The following is a 25,332-nucleotide window of genomic DNA, read 5'->3' as shown; positions in this document are numbered from 1 at the left end:
AAGAGGCGGGGCCGCGGATCCAAAGAGAGGGGGTCCGCGGATCGCCCTCACGCCGGGAGCGCGGCCACCCCCCACGCCTGCGCGCACAGCGCCCGCTCGACCTCGCCCGTGTACAGCGCCGCCGCCAGCCACGCGCTCGCGAAACGCCCCGAGTCCGACGGCAGGAGCCGACCGAACGCGTCACGGGCGCGGTCCGCCGCGGCGGCGTGCAGCGCGTCGAGGAGGTCACCCGCCGTGCCGAGCCCCACGCGGCGAAGCCGGGCCCCGTCGCCCGCCGCGCCGCCCGGGAAGGCCAGCACCCGGCGGCCCCCCGACACGGCCTGGTGGACCCGACGGCGCAGCAGGTGCAGCGGTGCCTCGTCCACGTCCGGGGCCGGAGCCGGAATCCCGTCCCGGGACGTCGTCGCGGGCAGGTCCGCGTGCTGGAGCCGGTCCAGCCCCAGGTCCACCCGGGCTGCCGGGTCGCTCGGGTGCTCGGTGGCCAGCAGCAGCGCACGGGGAACCGGCCCGGGCGCCAGCCGGGCCACGACCCGCACGCTGCCGCCCCCGGACGCCGCCAGCAGACGCAGATTCTCGCGGTACGGCAGAGCGGGCGCGTCGTGGGCCACCGCCAGCCGCAGGGGCACGCCGGCGCAGTCGGCCAGCAGACAGTCGCCCGCCGGCTCCCGGACCGCGCCCCGGAGCGTCACCTCTAGGAACAGCAGATCATGACCGCCCCCGAGGGCTCGCGCCACCTGATCGGCTACGGGTACGGCCCACAGCCGGTCCAGCGGCTCGCCGCGCCATGCCGCGCCGGACGCGCGCACCGCCCGCACCCCCGCCCCCGCGCCGAGGCGCCCCGTCGGCGAGACGGTCGCGCCCGACACGGCGAGACCCGCGCGCGCCAGTTCACGGTGTGTCAGGGAGGTGTCGCCGATCCGGACGGCCCGGTCGGCGGCACCGGTCGCGCGGCCGGGACCGCCGGGCGCCACGTCGGACACCGTGTAGAGGCGGCCGTCGGCATCGGCGGTCCAGGTGACCGCGCCCGCGTAACCGGTGGTCGTGAGGACCGGCTCGGAGAACAGTCCGTACAGCCGCAGGGAGCCGTCGGGGCGGTACGGCTGCCGTGCCGTGCCGCGCAGTTCGGCCAGGTCGGGGCCCGTGGCGTGAGGGAGACGGTGCGCCACGGCCAGGACGCCGCGGAGCGCGTCCGCGAGGTCGTCGAGGCGGTGGGCCGGGTCGGCGGAACGGGCCGCGCGCACCCCGGTGACCACGGAGACCGCGGCGGCCGAGGCGCGCGGGAGACCTGCGAGGCGTGCGGTGTGCGCGGCGCGCAGCAACTCGGACTGGAGCACGGCGCCGGCCCCGTCGGTGCCGGCCTCCAGAACGGCGGCCGCCGCCTCGAACACCGCACGGGCGGCGGCGCGTTCCTCCGGCCCGGCGGACTGCGGCTCGGGTCCGGTTTCGGGTCCGGCGTCCTCCCGCGACACCCCTGCCGTGTCCGCCGGTTCGCCGGCCGGTGCGGCCGGTGGTGTGTCCTCGGCGACCGGCGCCGCCGAGGCGGCGGCCGCGCGGTGCAGGCAGTCCGGTGCCAGCAGGCAGCCGCAGCGGATGGCGTCCGTGCTGGTCACCGCCCCGCCGGAGGCGCGCAGTTCGAGGTCGGTGCCGTCGTCGACGGCGATCCGTACGATGTCGCCGTCGCGCACCACCGGACGGGCCGCGAGCTTGGCGACCCCCGCGTCCAGCCGCTTGCGGAGCCGGGGCGACAGCGCCCCGACCAGCTCGGCGGTGACGGACGGGGCGACCGGGGGCAGCCCCGCGCCCGGACGGTCCGAGGCCCCTTCCGGGCCCGGGTGACGCGAGGTCCCTTCCGGGTTCGGGTGACGCGAGGTCCCTTCCGGGCCAGGGCGATCAGTGGTCCCTTCCGGGTCCGGGTGTTCCGCGGACAGGTCCGGGGTCATGCGATCTTCTCCCCTACCCAGCGGGCGAGTTCGAGTGGACTGAGGGCGGCCACGGGCATGCCCGCGGTGACGAGCTGACCGGCGACGCCCGTGGAGTAGCGGGGCCGGCCCGTGTCGTCGAGGCTCGCGCAGCCCAGGACGTGACAGCCCGCCCCGACCAGCGCGCGGACCTCGGCGAGCAGCCCGCCGAGCGGATAGCCCTCCTCGAAGTCGCTGACGACCACGACGAGGGTCCGCGAGGGGACGGTGACCAGCTCACGGGCGTGCCGCAGTCCCGCCGCGATGTGCGTGCCGCCGCCCACGCTGACCTCCAGCAGCAGCGACAGCGGGTCCTCGACGTGCCCCGTGAGATCGATGACCTCGGTGGAGAACGCCAGGAAGTGCGTGGACAGGGTCGGCACCCCGGCCAGCACCGACGCCGTGAGCGCGGCCCAGACCGTAGACGCCTCCATGGACCCGGACACGTCGGTGACCAGGATCAGCCGCCAGTCCGCGGACCGCCGCGCACGGGTGCGGAACACGGGGTGCTCGGGGATGACCCGGATCGTGCCGTCGGGGGCGCGGCGCGCGGTCGCCAGGTTGGCGCGCAGGGTGCGCGGCAGGTCGAGACCGCCGCCCGGCCGTCTGCTCGGGCGGGGCAGGGCCGTGCCGTGCAGGGCCGGCCGCAGCCGGGTGGCCAGTTGCCGGGTCAGGGCCTCGACCAGCCGCCGGACCAGCGGACGCAGCGCGGCCAGCCGGGCCTCGGGCAGACCGCCCGCGTGACTCAGCACGGTGCGCAGCAGGTCGACCGAGGGGCGCACGCTGTCCGCGTCCAGCTCGGCGAGCACGTCCGTGCGCCCCGAAGCGGCGGCCGCCGCCAGCACCTCCTCCCGGATGCCCGGACCGAACAGCACCGCCAGCTCCTGCGACCACTCCCGCACGCCGGGATAGGGCACCTCCCGGCCACCGCCCGAGCCGCGCCCGGTCAGGCCGCCCCTGCTGCCCTCCCCGCGCCCGCTGCCGTACAGCTCGTCCAGCGCGGTCGCGAGCGAGGCCGCCGAGGAGGGAAGCTGATCCTTCCTGCGGCCCAGGACGAGTCGCCAGCGGTCACCGGGGGCGAGCAGACCGCCCTCGGCCCGAGCCCCCGGCGACCCGACGAGCACGTCCGCTTGCGCAGCGGCGGGCGCGGGCAGCAGCCCCAGAGCCCGCAGGGTCTCGCGGCCGGCGAGGTCCGCCCGCGTCCAGGCGGCGAGCGCGGCCGGGTCGACACCGCCGGTGTCCGCGACGTGCGAGACGTCGAGGCGTTCCTCGACGGCCGCCAGCAGACGGTCGCGGGCCGCGGGGCTGAGGGCGTCGAAGCCGCCGCGCAGCGCCGGGAGCCGGTCGAGGAACTCCCGGTCGGGCAGCTCCGACACCCGGTCGAGCAGGGGTTCCAGCGCGGGCGCCGCCGCCTCCAGCAGGGGACCGGCGGCGGTCAGCAGCCCGCCGAGCCGCGCGGTGAGCGCGGCCCGCGAGTCGGCGTCGACGGCCCCGTCGACCCAGGACGCCACCCGGTCCCCGAACACCCGCGGATCCTCCTGCCCGAGCAGCACGCGTACGGCCCCGGCGGCGCCGCGCATCAGCGGGGACCCGTCGGCCGCCAGCCGGCCAAGGGCATCGGTGAGCCTGATGCCGCCCGACAGGTCGGCACGGTGGGCCAGTTCGAGCAGGGCGCGGGCGTCCGCCAGTTCCTCGGAACCGGTCAGGCCGTCCACCTGCCGCACCGCCGCCGACGTGAGCAGCCCGGCCACGCCGGCCGCCCGCGCCGTACGGTCCCCGTCGGCGCCGAGGCCGGGGACGTGCCCGGCCCGCAGCCGGTCCAGCAGGGCCAGCCCGGCCAGCAGCTCGGGCAGGGTGCCGGCGCCGGGGAGCACCTCGGCGAGGTCGTCGAGGCGTTCGTCCGCGAGCCCGGTCAGACCGCACTCGGCGGCCTGCGCCAGCCCGTCGAGTGCCTGCGCCGCCGTCGGCCCGCCCTCGTCCTCCTCGGCGCGCCGCCGTTCGCGCAGCACCCCTTCTGCGGCCTGGGCGGCGGTGACCCCGCGTACACCGGCCGAGGTCAGCATGGCCGCCGTCGCGGGCGTCCAGCGCACCTCCCAGCGCGAAGTGAGTGCCTCGGCACCCCCAGCGCCGCTCACCTCCTTCGCCTCCCCGTACGGCACCCCGCACACCGCCAGCCGGCGCAGCAGCAGCTCACGGCGCCGGTCGAGATCGGAGCGCAGCGGGTCCAGACGCAGATCCCGCGCCGCACCGGGCACCCCGTCCGCCGGTCCGGGCAGGCCCAGTTCCGCCACCTCGCTCTCCACCGCCGGGGCCAGACCGCAGCGCGGCGCGTCCGGCGCGGGCCGCCCGGTGCGGGTACCGACCAGCACCCGTTCCATCGCCCGCGCCACGGCCCGCCCCCGCCCGTACGGCTCACCCTGCGTCAGCACCGTCTGCACGGCCTCCACCAGCTCACCCCGGCCCGCCGCGGGCAGCCCGCGCAGCCGGGACAGATCGGAGGCGAGCCGGACGATCTCCCGCGCGTCGGCGGGCCCCGACGGGTGGCCGAGAAGGCGCAGCTCGGCACAGACGCGGACGGCGGCCCGCGTCAACGCCTCTTCCAGCGCCTCGGGGACGCCCGCGGCCCGCAGGACCATGTCCTGCCACTCGGGGTCCCGGATGCCCGCCGGATAACCGGACCGCTCGTCCAGCAGGGCGTAGGTGTAGGGGATGAGAGACGTGGTCCACGCGGGGCGGTCCGGGCCGGCTGCGGCCTGACCGGCCTCTTCCGCCTCCTCCGGGTGTCCACCCACCAGCGCCGGGGCGTGAAAGGCCCCGACCACCACGGCGGCCCGCTCCCCGTGTGCGGTGGCCCGAGCGATCCGCGCCCGCATCCACCGCTCCCGCCGCAGGTCCAGCTCGGGCACGCCGCCCGCCGCGGCCGCGTCCTCGCGCAGCGCCCAGCCGGTGAGCAGGGCCGCCCGGCGCAGGGCCTCCGGCGGCGAACCGGGGGCGGTGGCCTCGACGAGCCGGTCCCACAGATCGTCCCCGGGACGGCCGCTCACCCCGGCCCGCAGCGCGGCGGCCAGCCCGGGACCGCCCGCACCCGGTGCCGGGGCGGCGGCCCGGCCCTCCCCCCACGCCCGGTCGGCGAGCGGCAGGTCGCAGGCGACCACCGGCACGCCCCGGCGGTTCGCCCAGCGCACGGCGGCCAGCTCGGGCGAGAAGTCCGCGAACGGATAGAACGCCGGCCCCGCGCCGCCCCTCCCGTCAGCGGGGGCGGCGGCGAGCGCGACCGGGGCCCGCGTCTCCTCGTGCCCGAGCCACGGCAGCCACTCCTGCATCTCGGCAGGCAGCTCGATGAGCAGCACGTCCGGCTTCGCCGCGTCCAGCAGCGCGGGCACCGCCGCGGCCAGGGAGGGAGCGTGATGCCGTACGCCCACCAGGTAGGGCGCCGCCGGGCCGGTCAGGGCGGCGAGGGCCTCCTCGGGAGGCACGGAACCGGGACGGGAACCGGACGGCACCTGACCGGAGCCGGATCCGGCCGCGTCCGGCCCGAGGCGGGTGGAGAGGCGGGAGAGGGACACGGCCGTCAGCCCTCCAGAACCGTGCGCAGGTCCCACAGGGTGCGCCAGGTGGCGGAACCCTGCTCCGCGCGGCGGCGGACGGGACCGTCCCAGTAGCCGCGCAGCCGGGCCGCGTCGGCGGGGTCGTCCTTGCGGACCACGCCCAGCAGGTGGCCCGGCAGCAGGCCGAGCACGTCACGGTCCCCCGGGAAGTACGCCGCCGCCAGAGCCAGGGCCCCCGCCACCGACACGGCCTCGGCGGTGCTCATCACGGTGGACGGCCGCTCCACCTCCCAACCCTCCGCCGACCGGCCCTCGCGCAGGTCCCGGAAGGCCGTCACCAGCGCCTCCAGCACCGCGTCGTCGACGTGGAACGGCGCCCCCGCCCGCTCCACCGACGCCCGTGCCTGGCTGCGCACGAGCGCCGTCTCCGCGTCGACGTCCGGGATGGGGCCGACCGTCTCGAAGTTGAAGCGGCGCTTGAGGGCCGCGGACATCTCGGAGACCCCCTTGTCGCGCAGGTTGGCGGTGGCGATGAGGTTGAATCCGGGTGCCGCGTGCGCCAACGCGTCCTCGGAGCCGGCCAGTTCGGGTACCGCGATGCGCCGTTCGGAGAGCAGCGACACGAGGGAGTCCTGCACCTCGGGCAGACAGCGGGTGACCTCCTCGACCCGTGCGATACCGCCCCGGCGCATGGCGGTCAGCACCGGCGAGGGCACCAGCGCCTGCCGGCTCGGTCCCTGCGCCAGCAACAGGGCGTAGTTCCAGCCGTACTTGAGCTGGTCCTCCGTGGTGCCCGCGGTGCCCTGCACGACCAGGCCGCTGGTGCCGCACACGGCGGCCGACAGCAGCTCCGACAGCATGGACTTGGCGGTGCCGGGCTCGCCGACGAGCAGCAGACCGCGCTCGCCCGCGAGGGTCACCACACACCGCTCGACCAGGGCCCGGTCGCCCACGAACTTGCCCTCGATCACGAGCCGGCGCGGCACCCCCTCGGCCGCCTCGGCCCCGTCGGGCAGTTTCAGGGCCCGTCCGTCGCTGCCCATGACGAACGTGACGACCGCCCGCGGGGTCAGCCGCCAGGCGGGCGGGCGCGGCCCGTCGTCGTACGCGGCGAGGAAGGCCAGTTCGGTGGCGTGCCGGTCCTCGGGCGGGACGACCTGGCGGGCCGGGGCGGGGGAGAGGGTGGTCGTCATCGGCGCGTGTTCTTCCAGGTGCGGGGGGACGGTGGTCATCGGCGGCGGCCCTTTCGGGTGGCGCGGGTGGTCAGTTCCTCGTAGGCCGGGGCGTCGCCGGCCCGGACGCGGTCCCACGCGCGGGTGAACAGCTCGGGCACCGGCATCAGCGGCACCGCACGGACGCGCTCGCCCACCGGATACAGGCCCTCCTTCCACACCTCGACCGGCAGCGCGGGCGCCTTCGGCTCGCGCCAGCCGCACGGCAGGAAGAGGGTGCGCCCGGCACGCGGCCGCTTGGCCTCCACGACCAGGTCGGTGGCCGCGAGTTCCGCACGGGCCCTCTTCGTCCGCGCGGGCTTCCAGCCGGTCCAGCGGGCGCAGTTGCGGTCCGTGGGATCGGGCAGGGCGAGCAGCTGGAGGTAGAGCGCCGCCGCGTCCTCGCTCAGGCCGTGCGCACCGGCGACCTCCGCGACCAGCTCCGGCACGGTGGCCATCGGGTCCTGGGCGTGCCCGCCGGCCTCCTCGGGACCGGTGCCGGCGGCGAGCGCACGGGCCAGGTCGTCGCCGAGGACGGCCCGCAGCGCGCGCAGGCCGCCGCCGCGTCCCGGTCCGGCCAGCCCTTCGACGAGTCCGAACACGGCGTCGTCCGGCCCGCTCAGCCCGGCCGGCCGCACCAGGACCGCCTCCTGGTCCTGGTACCAGGGGCGCAGCACGAGTGCTTCGCCCAGCCGGGTCAGACCGTCCGCGTCACCGCCGCCGGTGGCGGGCAGACCGTAGGCCTTGCGCAGGGCGGGGGCGGTCATGCCCTTCTCCGCCCAGGTGACGTCGAGGTCGAGCAGCAGTCCCGGGTCCGTGAGGCGGCGGCGGACCGCGGCGAGCCCCTCGGGGAGGGCGGCGCGCAGCGGATGGCCGTACGGCAGCGTGTAGGCGAGCCCGGCCAGGGAGGCCACGGCGTTCGACAGGTGGTGGCGGCCGGGCAGCGCCCGGGCGTCGTCGGGGACGAGGTCGCCGTTCCTGCCCGGCCGCTGGACGGTGGTGCGGCTGATCCAGGGCGTACGCGTCGGGTTGAGCACGTCCTCGGCCGCACCGGCGGAGACTCCGGCGAGTTCGAGGTCGGCGGCGATGTCCTCGGGGAGACGGACGAACCCGCCGAACCGCTCCTGCCAGACCCGGCCCGCGGCCGCCGTGTCCGGGCCGGCGGTCCACAGGTCGCCGGGGCTGTCGGGCAGCAGGGCGCCGACGAGGGCGGGCCCGTCGCCGAGCCGGAAGGAGGTCAGCAGGCCGTCACCGAAGGCCTTCTGACGGGGTTTCAGGCCGATGGTCGCGAGCAGGTCCGTGGCCACCTGCACCGGCTTGCCGGCCAGCAGCAGCGCCGACTGCACGGGCCCGAGCCCGCCCCCCGTCGCGGCGGTGAGCGCGTCCGGAGCCTCCGGCTGCCAGGGCGCGGCGCCCTTGTCCCGGATCAGCCCGGTGACGGCGGCCAGGGCGTCGGCGGGGAACACCGGCGGGTGCGCGGTCTCCCGCTCCAGCACGAAGTGGGCGATCGCGCCGAACGCGCCGGACGGGTCGTGGTCCAGGGCCAGCCAGTGCACCCGGCCCTTCTCGCGGTCGACCTGGCGGCAGCCGAGCACGACGACCGTACGGCCTTCGCGGCGCAGCACCTGGCCCACACGCTCGTGCTTGTGCTGCGGCTCGCTCAGCACGACCTCCCGCAGAGCGGCGCCGTCGGCCGCGGCCAGCCGTCCGTCCGCGATCACCTCGAACAGCACCAGGAGAGCCTCCCGGTGCGCGTCGGAGAGGACCGGGGAGGCGGCACGGTAGGCCAGGGGCCGCAGCACGTCGAGCAGGGACGGCCACAGCATCCCGATGCCGGGGACGGTGAACTCGTCGCTCCGCCATCCCTCCGCGGACCCCGTCGACCGGGAGCGCTCGGGCAGCGGCCTGCCGTCGGCGGGCCTGCCGGACAGCACGTGGTTGACGGCGCGGATCTGCCGCACGGCGCTCCACTGCTGCCCGTTGCCCCACCAGCCCTGCTGGTCGGCGAGGCCGGCGGTGGCCTCCCGCAGCGTCTGGTCGTCCGCGTGCCGGGGACTGTAGTCGTCGAACATGCCCTCGACGCGCCGCCGTTGCACCGGCTTCAGCTCCACCGGAGGAGCCACGAACGCGGCGGTCGACTCCGCGAGCCGCAGCACCGCGCGCACCAGCGCGGAGACCCCGATGAGCAGGCGCCGCTCGCCGATACCGGGCAGGCAACGGGAGACCGCCTCGCGCAGGACCTCGTCGGCGGTCGGCAGGACGGGCTTGCCGTCGGCGGCGTCGTTCGACACCGCGGACGTCCCCGTCGTGGCCGCCGCACCCTCGGCCGCGCCCGCCGTGGCGGCCTTCGCCGCCGCCACGCGCGCGGCGTGCTCGGCGAGCGCCTCCGCGCCGGTGCGCAGCACCGTGGCCGCCTGCTCGTCGCTCAGCGCCCGCAGGACCGCCGACGCGGCCTCGTCCCGGGGCCGCAGCGCGTGCCAGAAGTCGACCGGCGGGACCAGCCGTGTGCCGGCGGCGAACTCGCCGCCCCGCTCCAGCGGGGTCACCCGTCCCGACTCCCCGGACTCGGAGGTGTCGTCCGCGGTGTGGAAGGCGATCTGCCGGTGCAGGGCGACGACGACGGGTTCGGCCCCTCCGGGGAGCCGCAGTGCGCCGACCGGCACGCCGCGCGCGACGCCGTCGCGGCCCTTCGGCAGGCAGACCGTGCGCCCGTCCGGCGTGCCGGCGGTGATGCGGGCCTCGGCGCCCTCGCCCTCCTCGCGCACCCAGCGTCCGAGGACCGTGCCGTCCGTACCGAACGGGCTGTGTTCCAGACCGGGCTGGAGCGGCAGCACCGCGCAGTGCTGCTGGAGCAGCGTGGATTCGTCGGTGACGCCTGTCCGCAGGAACGCGGGCAGTGAGGCGCGCCCGTGGGTGCCGGTGGCCGGGTCGTACTCCAGCCACACCTGCTTGCGCCCCTGCCGGCCCTGACGCCAGTACGAGGTGCCGTCGCCGAGGATGCGGCGGCTCGGCGGCAGGACGGTGTCGCCGGCGTGCAGCGTGCGGCCGCCGGTGGCCCGGCCGCCTCCCGGCAGCGGGATCGAGGGTTCACCGGCGTCGCTGGCGCCGTACCAGTGGGAGGCCCGTTCGCCGCTCAGGGGGAACGTGTCGGAGGGGCGGGCCGACCAGTAGCCGAACTGCTTGCTGCCGTGCGGCCAGGTCACCAGCAGCTCGCCGTCCGTGAAGCGGAACGACGGACGCTGCCAGCGGTCCAGGCCGTCGGGCAGCCGCACCTCGTGTTCGAGGAGGATGTCCTCGGGGCCGACGACGATCACCTTGTGCTTGCGGGAGAGGATCAGCGCGGGCCAGGCCTCCTCGACGCGCAGGGTGTCGTCACGGTCGCGCCTGGTCTCGGCGTCGAGCCGCTTCAGCGCCTCTTCGAGAGCGGGCCAGACCAGTTCGTCCGGGATGCCGGCGCGCAGCGTGCGGCCCAGCAGCGGCGCGACCTCGTGCGCGGCGACCTCGGCGACGGCGGCGGGGCTGACCCGGGCCGCCACCGCGCGAAACGGCCGCAGTCTCTCCAGCGCCGCGCGCGCGGCGGGCAGACCGGCCGCGGCGGTCAGCTCCCCGGCCGCGTCCTCCAGCCACTGGCGCAGCACGTCGGCGAGGACGGGATGACCGGCCAGCCCCTCCAGCAGCTGCGTGTCCGGCCGGTGGCCGCTGAGCGTGCCGACGGACAGGTACAGCAGCCGGCGGTGGCGCGGGTGCGCCGCGAGGGCCGTCAGGTCCTGCCGCCCCGGCGCCTTGTCCTTCAGCCACTGGCCCAGGGGCAGGAAGACGTTCTGGCCGGCGCCGGGGTCGGCCAGCGGCACGTCCTCCGCCAGGCACAGGTCGAGCAGGTCCAGGTCGGCGCCGGAGTGCCAGCGGCCGGTGAAGAGGTCGACGGGCCGGCCGCCCTCGCGCAGCCGCGACGCCATCCGCCGGACGAGCGCCAGGGTGGCGGGCGAGCGGCCGCTGACCGAGCTGCCGTGCTTGCGGTGCAGGGACCAGCGGCTGAGCCAGTCCGCCGCGTCCACGTCGGAACCGGTCTCTCCGGTGAGCAGCAGATCCGCGCCGCACTCGGTGAGCAGGTCCAGCCAGAACTCGTCGTCGCGCGTGGCGCGGCCCAGGCCGGCCGGCATGATCTCCAGCAGCCGGGCCCGCACGGCGGGCTGTTGTCGCGCGAGCAGCACCAGCGTCGCCCGGTAGGTGTTCCAGAAGGACGCGGGCGCCCGGACCGCCGCCGGGGAGGTGATCAGGTCGGCGACCAGCGCGCACTCCTCGGTGACCCGGTCCAGGCCCGCGGCCTTGATCAGCCCGCGCGCGTCCTGCGGGAGCGAGGCGTACGGCGGCATACCGGCCGCGCAGCGCTCCACCGTCAGCTGCCGGAACTGGCTCCAGGCGTCGGCGGGGCTCAGGCGCGCCGCGAGAGCCTTGACGTGCTCCTTGAGCGCCTTCACGGTGAGCGCCCCGGCGAACGCGAACTCCAGGAACACGGCGCGCTGCCGTTCCTCGTCCACGGCCAGCGCGTGCACCCGCTCGGCCTCGCGGGCCTTGCCGAAGAACGCGGCGGCGTACGTGGTGTTCTCGTGCTGGAGGAAGACGCGGGCGGCCTGCTCGTAGAAGGTGGGCAGGAAGTGCGGCACGGCCCGGCCGAGCCGTTCGCCGAGCGCCTCGAAGCCCTCCTTGGCGGTGCCGGGGCGGGACTTGGCCTGCCGTGCGAGCCGCTCGACGTCCTTGACGAGGGCCAGCGCGTGGTGGCCGTTCGCCGGGTCGTTGACCAGCGCCCAGGCGGGGAAGCCGAGCGTCTCCCGGCGTATCTGCCCGACCTCCGGCGTCTCCGGATCCCGGACCAGGCCGAGGAAGTCCAGCGCCAGGTCCTCCGCCTCGCCGAGTGTGCCCGGCACCAGCCGCACGATCCTGCGCTCGTCCAGGGCGGGATGCGTGTACGTGCGCACGGTGAGGACGTCGGCGTCCTCCCGGCCGGTGGTGCCCGGCGGCAGGATCGCGCCGGCGTCGAGCAGTGCCGCAAAAGCCGTCTCGTCGTACGTCGTCATGCCGCCTGCTCCTCGTCCTCGATGTTCCGCCCGGCGTACAGCGAGGCCGCCATGCGCATGCCTTCCGACCAGGCCACCGGCCCCACCTGGCCGAGCTTCAGCGCCCGGCCGGCGGTGTCGGTGAAGGTGAGAGGGCCGGTCTCCGTCTCCTCGTAGCCTTCGTAGTCGCCGATCCACACCCGGGCCTCGACGCCCCGGCCGTCCTCCAGGACGGAGCAGACGGCGCTGCCGCCGCGCACGCGGTAGCCGAGCTGGGCGGCCCTGCCGTGCAGGAAACGCAGCTCCTTGAAGGCGCCGCCGGCGTACTCCTCGACGGAGGTGCCCTCCGGATCGAGCGTGGCGGGCCGGTGCCAGACCTCGCGGAACAGCTGCTGGGCGCGCTGCTCGACGCCGAGTTCGACGGCGAACTCCCTGAGGTCCTCCAGGTCTTCGAGGAGCACGGGGTGCGGGAGGCGGACGAGGCCGGGGGTGATGCGGACGGTGTCGCCGTCGAGGTCGACGAGGCCGAGGCCGCGCTCGGGGTCGGCGTCCCGCAGGAATCCGGCCACCTCGCCGTCCTGCCCGGTGACGACGAGGTCGCGCAGGGCGGCCTGCCACGCCGGGTCGGGCCACACCCGCGCGAGAACGGCGAACGGCACCGGCAGCGAGCGCACCATCCAGCGCTCCACGTCGGTCAGGCACCGCTGTTCGTGCCGTTCCAGCCATTCGACGAGCTGACGCAGGCCCACCACGGCCGGATCGTCGGCGATCTTGGGCGGAACGGACTTCAACCGTCGCCCCGCCGCGTTGCGGCACACCACCTTGCCGTCGTCGAGGGCGACTTCATAGCCGCCGGCCGACACCCACCCCATGCGTGCCTCCCGCACCCGCAGTGATCAAGTGACGGGAACTCTAGATCAGGCCACTGACAACGGGTCTCCGACGAGAGGCCGGCGTTCCGGCGACCGTTCTCCTGGAACCGGGGGCCTCGATCGTCGCCGCGCCGCACGCCCTCGAACCACCGGGTGGAAACGGGCCGGGTGGAAACGGGCGGCGGGGGCCAGGCGGTACGCGGCCCACGGGCCGGTGACGGGAGGTGTACCGACAGGGGGCGGCCGGGGAGAGCGGCCGGGGGCCGGCGGGGGAGGTCAGCCCTCGACCCAGCCGTGGTTCTTCGCGAACTGGGCCAGCCCGGAGCGCACCTGGAGGATCTGCTCGGCGGTCAGCGAGGGCGCCGCCGTCAGCAGGGCCTCGGTGACGTCGCGGGTGAACTCCTCCGTGCTGAGCACGTCGCACAGGACGTCGTCGTCGGCCGCGAGCGGCTTGCCGTCCGCCCCGCGCGCGAGCCGCACCCCGGAGGCCTTCGGTCCGCGCTCGCCGTCCTCGATCTCGAACTCGACGACGATGCCCCGGCGGACCTGCGACTCGGGCATCAGCATGTCGTTGACGTGCAGGAAGACGTCCTCCCCGCCGTCGTCGGGCGCGATGAACCCGTAACCCCGCTGGCTGTCGAAGCGCACCACACGACCAGCAACCATCCCAACCCCCAGCGACCTCGCACACCCACATCGGTGAACCTGACCAGATCGTAGTCACCCCGACGGCCGGGGGCGACCACCACGGGCGCACGGGGCGGGCTCCGACGCCGTACCGAAGGCGGGTCAGGCTCCGACGCCGTACCAAAGGCGGGTCAGGACTCCGCGCCGGCCGCCTTCTCGGCGTCGCGCTGCCGCAGGCGCGCCGCCTCCTTGCGGACCTCGGCCTGGGTGGCGCGCTCCTTCGCCAGCCACTCGGGCCCGGCGTCCTTGATCTCCTGGATCTGCTCGGTGGTCAGCGCCTCCGTGACACCGCCGCGCGCCAGTCCGGCGATGGACACGCCGAGCTTGGCCGCCACCACCGGACGGGGGTGCGGGCCCTTGTCCCGCAGGGCGCGCAGCCACTCCGGCGGGTTCGCCTGGAGCTCGTTCAGCTCGGCGCGCGTGACGACACCCTCCTGGAACTCGGCGGGGGTGGCGGGGAGGTACACACCCAGCTTCTTCGCCGCGGTCGCGGGCTTCATCGTCTGGGTGCTCTGGTGCGACGTCATGCCGTCCAGGGTATCGGCCGCGAACCGGACCGCCGACCACAGCCGGTAACCTGGCGGGATGACCGACTCGGCGGATTCCCCCTCGTTCCGGCTCGCGTACGTCCCCGGAGTGACCCCCGCCAAGTGGGCGCGGACCTGGCAGGAGCGCCTGCCCGACGTACCCCTCGTCCTCCTTCAGACGGCGCCCGCCGAGGCCCCCGTCATGCTGCGCGAGGGCACCGCCGACGCGGCCTTCGTCCGGCTCCCGGTGGACCGTACGGTGTTCAGCGCGATCCCCCTCTACACCGAGACCACGGTCGTCGTAATCCCCAAGGACCACGTGATCACGGCGGCCGACGAGGTGATCCTCGACGACCTCGCCGACGAGGTGGTGGTCCACCCGCTGGACGACGTCCTCGACTGGGAACGGCTCCCGGGGGAGCCCGCCTTCGAGCGCCCGGCGACCACGGCCGACGCGATCGAGCTGGTCGCGGCGAACATCGGCGTGCTGGTCGTGCCCCAGTCGCTGGCCCGGCTGCACCACCGCCGCGACCTCACCTACCGCACCCTCGTCGGCGCCCCGCAGTCCGGCGTCGCCCTCGCCTGGCCGCAGGACGCCACCACCGACCTGGTCGAGGACTTCATCGGCATCGTCCGCGGCCGCACGGTCAACAGCACCCGTGGCCGGGACCGGCAGCCGTCGGCCGAGCCGAAGGCCGAGCGCCCCGAAACGAGGACCGGCGGCGGCCCGCGCAAGGCCGGCTCGGGCGGAGCCGCCCGGGGCCGCGCCGGTGGCGCCAAGGGAGGCGGCGGCCGGCGCGGCACCGGCGGCAGACCCCGCCGCCGCTCGTAGCGCCACCGGGCGTCACGGCGCGAGGGTCGCGCTCCGCCCGACGGACGGCGTGCGGATGATCGACCAGGCGGTGGAGGGGGCGACGCAGGGCGTCAACCGGTGCGGACGGGACCGACGGGGAGTCGCCGCCGTCAGCCGTCAGCCGTCAGCCGCCGGCCGTGCGGCCGATCGACTCCACCAGCGGCAGCAGGCGGTACGGCACCCGCTCGCGCAGCGCCACCTCGGTGCGGGTGCGGACCACGCCGGGCAGGCTGATCAGCTTCTGGATCACGTCCTCCAGGTGGGCGTTGTCGCGGGCCACGACCCGGGTGAGGAGATCGCCGCCGCCGGTGATCGAGAACACCTCCACGATCTCCGGCACGGCGGCCAGGGCGTCACCGACGTCGTCGAGGTGGCCCTGGGTGACCTCGATGTGCACGAACGCGAGCACGGGGTGGCCCAGCGCGGCGGGGGAGAGGGACGGGCCGGAGCCGATGATCACGCCCTCGCGCTCCAGCCGGTCGAGGCGGGCCTGGAGCGTGCCGCGAGCCACGCCGAGGATGCGCGCGTACTCCCGCACGCTGGTGCGGGGCTGCTCGAGCAGCAGGCGCAGGATGCGGGTGTCGAGCTGGTCGACGGCCATGGTGCCCGGACTCCTCGTGTTCATCGGTGATCGCGGACGACTGTACCAATGGCCCAGGCGGGCGCATTCCGGGCGGACCGGCCGTTCCTGGTCCGTTGGCCCTTCCATGGCCCTCCCTGAAGAGCGGCCAGTGGGCCAATGGACCAGCCGCTTTCCGGCCACTTGAGCCAGCGGCGGCACGGGTGCTGTCATGGAACCGTCGATGGCGCTGCGGATCCCGCGGCGCCTTTTCCATGCCGGTGTTCACGGGTGACCGTTGGGGGCGAGAAGTGCTGAAGAGGGTGTTCGTGGCTCCGGATCCGGGGCGGGTACGGCTGCGGTTCGCCGCGCGGGCCGTCCTCGGCATCGGGCTGGCCGTCGTGGTCTGCGGCCTGGCCGGGCACTCCCTGGCCGGTGCCGTCACCGGCGGGCTCGCCGCGCTGCTCGCCCTGTTCACCGTCACCGACACCACCGTGCGCGGCCAGGCGGTCACCACCGCGCTGCTGCCCGCCGCCGGCCTGCCCGTCCTGGCCGCCGCGGCCCTCCTGCACGATCACCCCCTGGCACGCGACCTGGCCTTCCTGGCCGTCACCGGCGCCGGCGTGTACGCCCGCCGGTGGGGGCCGCGCGGCCACAGTCTGGGCGTGTTCGCGTTCATGATGTTCTTCGTCGCCCAGTTCCTGCACGCGACCGGGGGACGGCTCCCCGAGCTGGCCGCGGCCGTCGTCCTCTCCGTCCTCGGCGCGGCGGCCGTGCGCTTCGGCCTGTGGTGCTACGAGCGCCGCCTGCCCCCGGCCGCCGCGCCCGCCCCGCCGGGCGGCCGTGGCCTCGCCCGGGTCACCACCCGGCAGGCCGTCCAGGCGACGGCCGGCGCGGGTTTCGCGCTCCTCGTGGGCCAGGCGGTGTCCGGGGAGCGCTGGTACTGGGCCGTCGGCGCCACGTGGTGGATCTTCGTCAACACCACCTCCCGCGGCGAGACTCTGGTACGCGGCTTCCGCCGGGTGCTCGGCACGGTGATCGGCATCGGCCTCGGCCTCCTCGTCGCCGTCCCCGTGCACGGCGCCGGCGCGCCCACGGCCGCGCTCGTCGCCGTCTGCGTATTCGGCATCTTCTACACGGCCGCCGTCTCCTACACCTGGATGATGCTCTGGGTGACCCTGCTCGCCGAACTGCTCTACGGGCTCCTCGGCGTGCTCACCCCCGGCCTGCTGACGGTCCGCCTCGCCGAGACCGGCGTGGGCGCGCTCGGCGCGGGGCTGGCCGTGCTGTTCGTGCTCCCCGTCACCACCCATGCCGTCACCGACGCCTGGATCCAGCGCGCGCTGCGCTGCGTCCACACCGGCACCGCCGAAGCCGCCGCCCGCCTCGCCGGCGACCCCGCCGCAGACCCCGGCGCACGCGTCGCCGAACTCGAGCAGCTCCTCGGCCGGGTCCGGCTCTCCGTCGCCCCGCTCACCCACCCGCTGAACCCCATGCTCGGCCGCAAGGCGCGCGCCCGCCGCGTCCTCGGCCTGCTCGACGACTGCGCGCGCGAGATCCGCGGACTCGTCGCCGTCGCCGCCGACCCGGAGGCCTCCCACGACGCCCGCCTCGCCGCCGCCTGCTGGCGCGTCCAGGCCGCGGTGGAGGCCCTGACCGACGGTGGCACGGAACACCTCGCCCCCGCCGAGCACCCCTCGGAGGCCGGACCCGCCCTGGCCCACCTGCACGGCCTGGAACGAGCCCTGGCGGAACTGGCCCACCCCCTGCGCACCCCGTCCGGCTCCCCCCTGGTGGGAGCCTGAGCGTCCGCGGCACCGCCGAAGCCCGCCACGCCCGGCCGGTCGGCGTTCCGTGCTCGGACACGGTTCGCGTCGCCCGGCGAAACCCCGCGGCACGCTGCCGTGTCACCCGCCCCGCCCTGGTCTAGACCGCGTCTGATCGGCTGCTACCGTCACCCCGGACAGCGACGGCACGAGAGGGGACAGCGATGGCAGACGTCGGCAGGCGGCCCCGGCGGGCGTTCATCGGGTCGTTCACGGCGGCCGGAGGGCACGGGATCGTGGCGGCGGCCGTGGACCCGAGCAACGGTGCGCTGACCGTCCTGAGCAGCGTGAACGGCCTTCCCGATCCCTCGTACCTGACCCTGTCACCGGGCGGCGGCACGCTCTACGCCGTCAGTGAGACCGCCGAGGGCGCGGTGGCCGCGTACAGCCTGGCCGGGGACGTCCCGGAGCAGGTCGGACCGACCGTGCGGGTCGGCGGCGGTCCCACCCACCTCACCGTGTTCGACGGCCACGTCATGACCGCCGACTACGGATCCGGCAGTGTCACCGCCGTCCCCGTCCGGCCCGACGGCACCCTCGCCCCGACGCCCTCCGGCGTGCTCCACCACAGCGGCTTTGGCCCCCACACCCCGCGCCAGCAGGGGCCGCACGCCCATCACGTCCAGGCGGACCCGAGCGGACGCCGCCTGGTCAGCGTGGACCTCGGGACGGACTCGGTGCGGGTGTGCGACCTGCGCGACGGCAGGCCGGTCCTGTACCGGGAGTTCGCCCTGCGCCCCGGCTCCGGCCCCCGTCACCTGGCCTTCCATCCGGACGGCGGCCACGCGTACGTCGTCAACGAACTCACCCCGACCGTGACCGTCTGCCGCTGGAACGCCCCGGACGGCTCCCTGAAGCCGCTGGCGGAGGTGCCCGTGCTGCCGGGCGCGCCCACCGGGGACGCCTACCCGTCCGGCATCGTCGTCTCGCCCGACGGACGGTTCGTGTGGACGGCCACCCGCGGCGAGGACGTGCTGTCGGTGTTCGCCGTCGAGGGCGGCGGAGAGGCACTGCGCCTCATCGGCGCAGTGCCCTGCGCGGGCCGCTGGCCGCGGGCGCTCACCGAGTCCGCCGGCTTCCTGTACGTCGCCAACGAGCGCTCCGGCGACGTGACCTGGTTCGCCCTCGACCCGGCGACCGGACTGCCCCGGCGCTGCGGCTCGATCCCGGTGCCGGCGGCGTCCTGCGTGGTCTTCGGCTAGGGCCTCTCGTTCGGATCGTGCCGGGCTCGCGGGTCCGGCGTGATCCACCTGATCCACACGGAAGACCCTGGTCCCCGAACACGTCGGGAGCCCGGCGGGACCAGCTCACCGGGCTCCGCATCCCGGCCCGCAGGCACGACGAAGGGCCCGCTCCCCGGTCGGGAGCGGGCCCTTTCGGCGTCCGTGCAGGTCGTACGGGCTCGCGACCGCGTCGCTTACGCCTGGCGGGCAGGTGTGCCCTGCGGCTGCTGCGGCGCGATCCCCAGCGCCGTCGTGTACTTGGCCAGGGCGAGCTTGCCGATGGCCGGGTACGGGCCGAGCGCGTCGGCGGACGCGCACTCCGCCTCCCTGGCCGCCTCCTCCAGCAGCGTCGAGTCGATCTCCGGACCGATGAGGTACGGCGCCAGGGCCAGCTGCTGGGAGCCGGAGCCGCGCAGCTGCTCGGCCACGGAGGCGATGGAACCCTCCTGGTCGAGGGCCGCGGCCATCACCGGCACGGCGAGGCGCGCGGCGAGCAGCATCCCGGTGATGCCGGCGGCCTGCACGGCCTCCTCGCCGCCCACGGTGGCGAGGATGATGCCGTCCGCGGCCGTGGCGACGGTGAACAGGCGGGCGCGGTCGGCGCGGGCCAGACCGGCTTCGGAGAGCCGCACGTGCAGCGCCTCGGCGAGCAGCGGGTGCGGGCCGAGCGCGTCGGTCAGGTCGGCCGCGACGCGGCTCTCCATGACGGCCTGGCGGACCTGGCGCAGCAGTGCGCTGTCCGGACCGGCCAGCAGCGGTACGACGACGGCGACCGGGCCGTCGGGCTCCTTGGCGTCCACCCCGGCGGCGAGGGCCTGCTCGTAGCGGGCGGTGCGCTCGTCGGCGGCGTGTGCCAGGACGGACTGGAGGCTGGGGAAGCCGGCGTCGTCCCCGTCGAGGTACCCGATGCGCGCGTCGAGGCCGGGAAGCTCGGAGCGGGCGATGCTCACGACTTCCTCGGCGAGGCCGCGGGTGGCGGCGCTCGGCGTACCCGGCACCGCGAGAACGAGCGCGGGCGCGCCCTCGGGAGCCGCCAGGGGCTCGGGTCGGCGATGCCGCCCGGGCTGGCGGGGGCGCGGCATTCGTACAGGGAGGCCGGACGCGGGCCCAGTGGGGGAGCTCATGGCGCCGCATGTTACTGGCTTCCTGGGCTCCCCTGTTCGGGGAGGGTGCAGGTGAGCGGTATCCGTCCGGTTTTGTCTGATGAGTTACGTACGGATCAGAAGCGATCAGCATGTTTTCCGGGTGACTTGCCCGCGAAGGGTTCAATTCCCCTTTTCCGTCATGACGCGCCGTTCACCCGCGGAGCCACGCAGAGCATCGTCCCGTCGACCGGCAGGCCGAGCGCGCCGGCCGTGAGAGCGAGGGCGATGCGGACGGCGCCGTCCAGCGGATCGCCGGCGGCCGACACCCGCCGGGCGTACGGCAGCCGCCGCGCCAGTTCCTCCGCCAGCGGTACCAGGAGGGGGGCACCCAGTTTCACGAGGCCGCCGGTGACGGCTACGCGGGGGCGGGGTTCGGCGTCCGGCGGGCAGACCGCGGCGGCCGAGTCGGCCATGTGCCGGGCCGCCGCGCGCAGGATGTCCGCGGCGACCGGGTCGGCCGGCGCACAGGCGGCCACACGGGGCGCGAAGGAGGCGAGGACGGCGGCGCGGTCGGGGCGCGGGTAGAGCAGGCCGGGCAGACCCGGCATCGGCCCGAACTGCTCCTCGGCGCCGGCCAGGAGGGCGGCGGAACCGCCGGACCGGCCGTCGTGGGCGCGCAGGGCGGCCTCCAGGCCGGCCCGCCCGATCCAGGCGCCGCCGCCGCAGTCGCCCAGCAGGTGGCCCCAGCCGTCGGCCCGCTGCCAGGCCGTCAGGTCCGTGCCGATCGCGATCAGTCCGGTCCCGGCGGCCACCACGGCGCCCGGACCGGTGCCGAGGGCGCCGGCGTAGGCGGTGACGGCGTCGGCGGCCAGGGCGGTGGTGACGACCCCGAACTCCCGCGCCAGCGCGCCCGGCAGTTCGGCCCGCAGCGCCCCGCCGAGGGTGGCGAGACCGGCGGCGCCGACCACCGCCGTGACCGGCCGGGACACCCCGGTCTCCGCCACCAACGACCGCACCATGGGAACCAGTTGTGCCATCAGATGCTCGGGTTCGATACCTCGCGCGCCGGTGCGCACGGGGATCCGTGACGACCGTACGGCGGGCGCGCCGCCGTCGGTCGTGGCGAGGGCCACCCGCAGTCCGGAGCCGCCCGAGTCCACGGCGAGGACGCCGGGGGAGGGTTCCGGAGCTGCGGGGGAGGTCACGGCAGGCGCCGGCCCACGGGTCGACCGCCCTGCCGGATCAGCAGGTCGTCGGCCCGGCTGAACGGCCGGGAGCCGAAGAAGCCCCGGTCCGCCGACATGGGCGAGGGGTGCGCCGACTCCACCGAGGGCAGGTCGCCCAGGAGTGGACGCAGGTTGCGGGCATCGCGGCCCCACAGGAGGGACACCAGCGGCTTGCCGCGGGCGGCGAGCGCCCGTATCGCCTGCTCGGTGACCTCCTCCCAGCCCTTGCCGCGGTGGGCCGCGGGTTTGCGCGGGGCCCTGGTGAGCGCCCTGTCGAGCAGCAGCACCCCCTGCCGCGCCCACGGTGTCAGGTCGCCGCTGGACGGCTGGGGCAGCCCCAGGTCGGGGTGCAGCTCCCGGTGGATGCCGACGGGGCTGCCGGACAGCGGCCGTACCTCGGGTGCGACCGGGAAGGACAGGCCCACCGCGTGAGCGGGGGTTCCGGGGTCCGGGTGTCGGGGACGAAGGGCGGACCGAGGGCGGTGACCGCGGCGGAGTGGCTCGATCACGGGACGGAACGAGCTCCTCTCCTTGATCCGCCGGTGACCGGCTGCGTGATCTGTTCGACCGGCTCGCAGACCCCGACGGGAGGAAGGGTAGCGCCTGCGGGGTGGTTGTGTGTGCCGGTGGAGTGACGCGCCGTGGCACCACGACCCTTGCACGAACTCGTCGAAGCCGGCTGGGCGAAGGCTTTCGAACCTGCGGCCGAACGCATCGCGGCCATGGGCGACTTCCTGCGCGCCGAGACAGCGGCCGGCCGGATCTGCCTTCCGTCCGGGGCGAATGTCCTGCGGGCCTTCCAGCAGCCCTTCGACGACGTCCGCGCCCGCGGTCGCCGCCCCGGCCACGACCGCCGAGCCGTCGACCGTCGAGCCGGCCGGTGCTCCCGCCCGGGCCAAGGGCACCCCCACCTCGTGACCACGTCCCTTCCCGCCCCGTCCCTCGGCGGTGCCCCTGCCCGGCGCACCCCCTGACTGAACGGCCGTCCCCCCACGACGACCTCCGAACGCCATCTGTACTGCTTCCCCCACTCGGGCGGGTTCCCCGGGCGAGTACGTCAGCTGGGGCCGGTACCTGCCCGGCACCCGGATCTACGGCGTCTGCCTGCCGGGACGCAGCAGCTGCGCCGCGAACCGGCCGGCTCTGACCGACCTGGACACCGTGGTGCGCGCCCTGCTCACGGAGACGGAGTTCGTCGCCCCCCACGATCTGTTCGGACACGGCCTCGGCGCGCTGATCGCCTACGAGGCCCACGCGTCGAGCCGGTCCGGGGTGACGCCGTCAGCCTGAAGCCCGGGGGCGTGACACTCGAGGCCGTGGCGCCGCCCTCAGCGTACGACCGCTCTGCTCGGTGCCGGACTCGGGCCGATGCCGGTCGTCATCGGCTTGACGGCTTGGCCGCGCTTTGCACCCGGCGCACATTACGGGTATTACGGAAACGATCGGCAAACCACCTGAGGGGCCGAAGATGGATCGCGATGTCAGCCGTCCAGACGTGAAGCGTAGGCCCTTCCCCCGCGCGTCCGTGGCGCTCGCGGTTGCCGTCGGCCTGCTCCTGGCCGGGGCCTGTGGCGGAGGCGGCACGAGCGGTCACGGCAGCCCCAGCGTCGGCGTACTGCTCCCGGGCGGCGGGGCCTCTCGCTTCGGGCAGTTCGACAGGCCCCTGATCGAGAAGAAGCTGAGGCAACTGTGCCCGAACTGCCCGGCACCGATCGTCGCTGCCACCCCCGATCCAGCGGTCCAGCGGCAGCAGATCGACGCCATGATCACCAGGGGTGTGGACGTCCTGATCGTCGCCGCCGTCGACCCGGAGGCGCTGCGCTCGTCGGTCGATGCCGCACACCGGGCCGGCATCCCGGTCGTCGCCTACGACCGGCTCGCGCAGGGGCACATCTCCGGTTATGTCACCTTTGACGGTGCGACGGTCGGCAGGCTTCAGGGCGAGGCACTCCTGAAGGCCATGGGCCCGAAGGCGAACGGCGGCCAGATCGTCATGATGAATGGCGCCACGGTCGACCCCAATGCAAGCTGGTTCAAGCGAGGAGCCCTCTCCGTCCTCAAGGGCAAGGTGAAGATCGGCAAGTCGTACGACACCGTCGGATGGCGGCCGGAGAACGCCTACACCAACATGATCGGCGCCATCGCCAACCTGGGTGCAGGCCACGTAGACGGCGTGCTGGCTGCCAATGACAGCCTCGCCGGCGCTGTGGTCTCCGCCTTCGACGCCGCCGGGGTCAGGCCACCGCCCCCGGTGACCGGCCAGGACGCCGACCTCGCGGCCGTGCAGCGGATCATCAGGGGTGATCAGTACATGACCATCTATAAGCCGTACAAGTCCGCGGCCGACGCCGCCGTCGAGATGGCCGTCGCCCTGGGACGCGGCAGAACGGTCAAGTCCATGGCCACCGGCACCGTCGACAACTCCAGTACCAAGAACGTCCCCGCGGTCCTGCTGCCATCCGTCGGGGTGACGGTCGGGAACATCAAGGGCTCCCTGGTGAAAGATGGCATATACACCATGGATCAGGTGTGCCCCCCGAATCTCCGGTCCGCCTGCGACAAGGCCGGACTCACCCGATGAGCTTGCTCCGCAGGCGGAAAGAGGTGGCCCGTGGTTCAGCCCCTGCTGGCGTTGCACGGCGTCTCCAAGCACTTCGCTGCCGTCCAGGCGCTGGTGGACGTCGAGCTGGAGATCAGGGCCGGGGAGGTGGTCGCCCTGGTCGGTGACAACGCCGCCGGCAAGTCCACCCTGATCAAGGCGATCTCGGGCGTCGGGCCCCCCGACAGGGGCGTCATGGAGTGGGAAGGCCGTCCGGTGCGTATCAAGCGACCCCAGGACGCCCGGGTCCTGGGAATCGCGACCGTGTACCAGGACCTCGCGATGTGCAGCAACCTCGATGTCGTCGGCAATCTCTTCCTCGGCCGGGAGATCCACCGATTCGGCATCCTCGACGAGGTGGAGATGGAGCGCCGGACCCGCGAACTGCTGAAAACCCTGCCCATCAGCATCCCTGACGTGCGTGCGCCGCTCGCCACCCTCTCCGGCGGCCAGCGACAGGTCGTCGCGATCATCCGCTCGTTTCTCGGCGAGCCCAGGCTGCTCCTGCTCGACGAACCCACCGCTTCCCTGGGCCTTCAGCAGACCGATCAGTTCCTCGACCTCATCGAAGAGCTCCGTGACCGGGGCACGGGAGTGCTCCTCATCAGCCACAACATGGGGGACATCAAGGCCGTCGCCGACCGGGTGGCCGTTCTGCGTCTCGGCCGCAACAACGGCCTCTTCAATGTGAGCACCACCCCTCAGGAACAGATCATCGCCTCCATCACCGGTGCGGCGGAAAATTCCGCCCCCCAGCACCCGACCAGCCCGGAGGAGGCATGGCCGTGAGGGGGAGATGGAGGGGACGGGGGATCCGGACGCGCGCCGATAACGGGCCTGCCACCGGTCGGCGGAGCGACGGACGCCAGTGGTACGGCGGACGTATCGGGGCGTACGCGGACACGGTGCACCGCAGACTGCACGAGGTGCAACTCGGTCCCGCCCCGGCTCTGCTCGCGCTCGCCGTGATCTGGGCGGTCTTCCAGAGCCTCAACGGCAACTTCCTCTCGCCGCGCAACCTGTCCGTCCTCAGCGTGGACATCGTCGGAACCGGAATGATCGCCGTCGGCGTCGTCTTCGTGCTGCTGATCGGCGAGATCGACCTCTCGGTGGGCTCGCTCGCCGGCTTGTCGGGCGCCTTGTTCGCGGCGCTGAACGTGAACCACGGAATGCCGGAATGGCTCGCCGTGATCATCGCGGTTGCCTGCGGTGCAGCCGCCGGGGCCGTCCAGGGCTTCGTTTTCACCACTACCGGAGTACCCGCGTTCGTCGTCACCCTCGCGGGCCTGCTGACCTGGAACGGACTGATGCTCTACCTGCTGGGACCGGAGAGCTCCATCAATTTCGGTGAGAACGGGCTGGTCGCCGAGCTGACCGACCGCCACTTCAACGCTGCCGTCGCCACCTACGGCCTCGCGACGCTCGGCACGGCCGCTTACCTGCTCGTCTCCTACCACGATCGAAGGCGCCGCAGCGCCGCCGGGATGCCGTGCCGGCCGACGAGCCAGATCTGGGTTCGTACGATCCTGCTCGCGGTGGTCTCGTTCGCCGTCGTCCACGTGCTGAGTCGCTTCGAGGGCCTGCCGCTGGCGCTGCTGATCTTCCTCGCGGTCATCATCACCTCGGATCTCCTCCTGCGCCGCACGCCCTACGGCCGGCAGGTTCTCGCACTGGGCGGCGGTGTGGAGGCGGCCCGGCGGGCCGGCGTCGATGCGGCGCGCGTGCGGATCTCGGTGTTCCTGGTGTCGGGGACCCTGGCCGCGGTCGGCGGACTGTTCGTCGCGTCGCGGCTCGCATCGGCTACCCAGGTGCCCGGCGCCGGCATGCTGCTGATCAACGCCATCGCCGCTGCCGTCATCGGCGGAACCAGCCTGTTCGGCGGGCGTGGCTCGACCTGGTCCGCACTGCTGGGGGTGCTCATCATCCAGTCGATCGCCTCGGGCATGGCGCTCCTGGGAGTCGAGTCCGCAATCCAGTTCATGATCACCGGCGGGGTGCTGCTCATCGCGGTGGTCTTCGACGCGATGGCCCGGCACGCCACGGAGCCGCGCAGTCACACCTGAGCAGCGTCGGGTCACCGGCCCCCGGCGGTGCCGACGGCGAG

17 protein-coding genes and 2 pseudogenes are annotated in these 25,332 nt (G+C 74.8%); 8 read left to right on the top strand and 11 right to left on the bottom strand.

Annotated features, from left to right (window positions below; genetic code table 11):
• Window positions 1-47: 47 nt before the first annotated feature.
• The 7 genes from ACIP5W_RS18805 to ACIP5W_RS18775 form a co-directional block, all read right to left on the bottom strand.
• Entirely contained in the window at window positions 48-1,940 is a 1,893-nt protein-coding gene (locus ACIP5W_RS18805) for a hypothetical protein (protein WP_401474245.1), read from the bottom strand.
• Entirely contained in the window at window positions 1,937-5,461 is a 3,525-nt protein-coding gene (locus ACIP5W_RS18800) for a DUF5682 family protein (RefSeq protein WP_401474468.1), read from the bottom strand. Before ACIP5W_RS18800 ends, ACIP5W_RS18805 begins: the two co-directional genes overlap by 4 nt.
• Before the next feature lie 68 nt (window positions 5,462-5,529).
• The gene (locus tag ACIP5W_RS18795) at window positions 5,530-6,699 is read right to left on the bottom strand and encodes an AAA family ATPase (protein WP_401474466.1); all 1,170 of its coding nucleotides are present in this window, start codon (window positions 6,697-6,699) and stop codon (window positions 5,530-5,532) included.
• A 35-nt stretch (window positions 6,700-6,734) separates the two neighbouring features.
• Window positions 6,735-11,792, bottom strand: coding sequence for a hypothetical protein (locus ACIP5W_RS18790; RefSeq protein WP_401474243.1), 5,058 nt, complete (start codon window positions 11,790-11,792; stop codon window positions 6,735-6,737).
• Window positions 11,789-12,643, bottom strand: a complete 855-nt coding sequence (locus ACIP5W_RS18785) for a DUF4132 domain-containing protein (RefSeq protein WP_401474240.1) — start codon at window positions 12,641-12,643, stop codon at window positions 11,789-11,791. The genes ACIP5W_RS18790 and ACIP5W_RS18785 overlap by 4 nt, the downstream gene beginning before the upstream one ends.
• Window positions 12,644-12,919: 276 nt before the next feature.
• Window positions 12,920-13,309 (bottom strand): cold shock domain-containing protein, encoded by a 390-nt coding sequence (locus tag ACIP5W_RS18780; RefSeq protein ID WP_363090272.1) that lies wholly within the window; start codon window positions 13,307-13,309, stop codon window positions 12,920-12,922.
• Window positions 13,310-13,461: 152 nt separating this feature from the next.
• On the bottom strand, window positions 13,462-13,857 hold the full coding sequence (locus ACIP5W_RS18775) for a DUF5997 family protein (protein ID WP_401474237.1): 396 nt from the start codon (window positions 13,855-13,857) through the stop codon (window positions 13,462-13,464).
• Between the two features lie 58 nt (window positions 13,858-13,915).
• Between ACIP5W_RS18775 and ACIP5W_RS18770 the strand changes: the two genes are divergently transcribed.
• Window positions 13,916-14,689, top strand: coding sequence for a LysR family substrate-binding domain-containing protein (locus ACIP5W_RS18770; RefSeq protein WP_401474234.1), 774 nt, complete (start codon window positions 13,916-13,918; stop codon window positions 14,687-14,689).
• A 145-nt stretch (window positions 14,690-14,834) separates the two neighbouring features.
• On the opposite strand, the gene ACIP5W_RS18765 is transcribed toward ACIP5W_RS18770, so the two are convergent.
• Window positions 14,835-15,311, bottom strand: a complete 477-nt coding sequence (locus tag ACIP5W_RS18765) for an Lrp/AsnC family transcriptional regulator (RefSeq protein ID WP_401474231.1) — start codon at window positions 15,309-15,311, stop codon at window positions 14,835-14,837.
• A gap of 269 nt (window positions 15,312-15,580) precedes the next feature.
• Between ACIP5W_RS18765 and ACIP5W_RS18760 the strand changes: the two genes are divergently transcribed.
• Both ACIP5W_RS18760 and ACIP5W_RS18755 read left to right on the top strand, forming a co-directional pair.
• Window positions 15,581-17,074, top strand: coding sequence for an FUSC family protein (locus tag ACIP5W_RS18760; RefSeq protein WP_401474228.1), 1,494 nt, complete (start codon window positions 15,581-15,583; stop codon window positions 17,072-17,074).
• Between the two features lie 185 nt (window positions 17,075-17,259).
• Window positions 17,260-18,297, top strand: coding sequence for a lactonase family protein (locus tag ACIP5W_RS18755; RefSeq protein ID WP_401474225.1), 1,038 nt, complete (start codon window positions 17,260-17,262; stop codon window positions 18,295-18,297).
• Between the two features lie 215 nt (window positions 18,298-18,512).
• Here the strand turns inward: ACIP5W_RS18755 and ACIP5W_RS18750 are convergent, their stop codons facing one another.
• From ACIP5W_RS18750 to ACIP5W_RS18740, 3 genes and pseudogenes are all read right to left on the bottom strand, one after another.
• Entirely contained in the window at window positions 18,513-19,442 is a 930-nt protein-coding gene (locus ACIP5W_RS18750; RefSeq protein WP_401474222.1) for a sirohydrochlorin chelatase, read from the bottom strand.
• 158 nt (window positions 19,443-19,600) lie between these two features.
• On the bottom strand, window positions 19,601-20,608 hold the full coding sequence (locus ACIP5W_RS18745) for an N-acetylglucosamine kinase (protein WP_401474219.1): 1,008 nt from the start codon (window positions 20,606-20,608) through the stop codon (window positions 19,601-19,603).
• Window positions 20,605-21,069: pseudogene (locus tag ACIP5W_RS18740) on the bottom strand (uracil-DNA glycosylase); the annotation flags it as partial. The pseudogene ACIP5W_RS18740 and the gene ACIP5W_RS18745, both read right to left, overlap by 4 nt.
• Window positions 21,070-21,270: 201 nt before the next feature.
• Here ACIP5W_RS18740 and ACIP5W_RS18735 point away from each other — a divergent pair.
• From ACIP5W_RS18735 to ACIP5W_RS18715, 5 genes and pseudogenes are all read left to right on the top strand, one after another.
• Window positions 21,271-21,453 (top strand): annotated as a pseudogene (locus tag ACIP5W_RS18735) (uracil-DNA glycosylase); the annotation flags it as partial.
• A 187-nt stretch (window positions 21,454-21,640) separates the two neighbouring features.
• Entirely contained in the window at window positions 21,641-21,919 is a 279-nt protein-coding gene (locus ACIP5W_RS18730; RefSeq protein ID WP_401474463.1) for a thioesterase domain-containing protein, read from the top strand.
• A gap of 178 nt (window positions 21,920-22,097) precedes the next feature.
• Window positions 22,098-23,210 carry a sugar ABC transporter substrate-binding protein gene (locus ACIP5W_RS18725; protein WP_401474216.1) on the top strand — a complete coding sequence of 371 codons (1,113 nt, stop codon included), beginning with the start codon at window positions 22,098-22,100 and terminating at the stop codon, window positions 23,208-23,210.
• Between the two features lie 30 nt (window positions 23,211-23,240).
• Complete coding sequence (locus ACIP5W_RS18720; RefSeq protein ID WP_401474213.1) at window positions 23,241-24,017, top strand: ATP-binding cassette domain-containing protein; 777 nt, start codon at window positions 23,241-23,243, stop codon at window positions 24,015-24,017.
• A complete protein-coding gene (locus tag ACIP5W_RS18715) occupies window positions 24,008-25,291 on the top strand; it encodes a sugar ABC transporter permease (RefSeq protein ID WP_401474210.1) in 1,284 nt (427 codons plus the stop codon). The genes ACIP5W_RS18720 and ACIP5W_RS18715 overlap by 10 nt, the downstream gene beginning before the upstream one ends.
• Window positions 25,292-25,332: the final 41 nt, after the last annotated feature.

The sequence above is a fragment of the Streptomyces sp. NPDC088766 genome, assembly GCF_044750845.1.
Classification (GTDB): domain Bacteria; phylum Actinomycetota; class Actinomycetes; order Streptomycetales; family Streptomycetaceae; genus Streptomyces.
The sequence above is the reverse complement of the archived record's forward strand: the minus strand, read 5'-3'. Positions and strand labels throughout refer to the sequence as shown.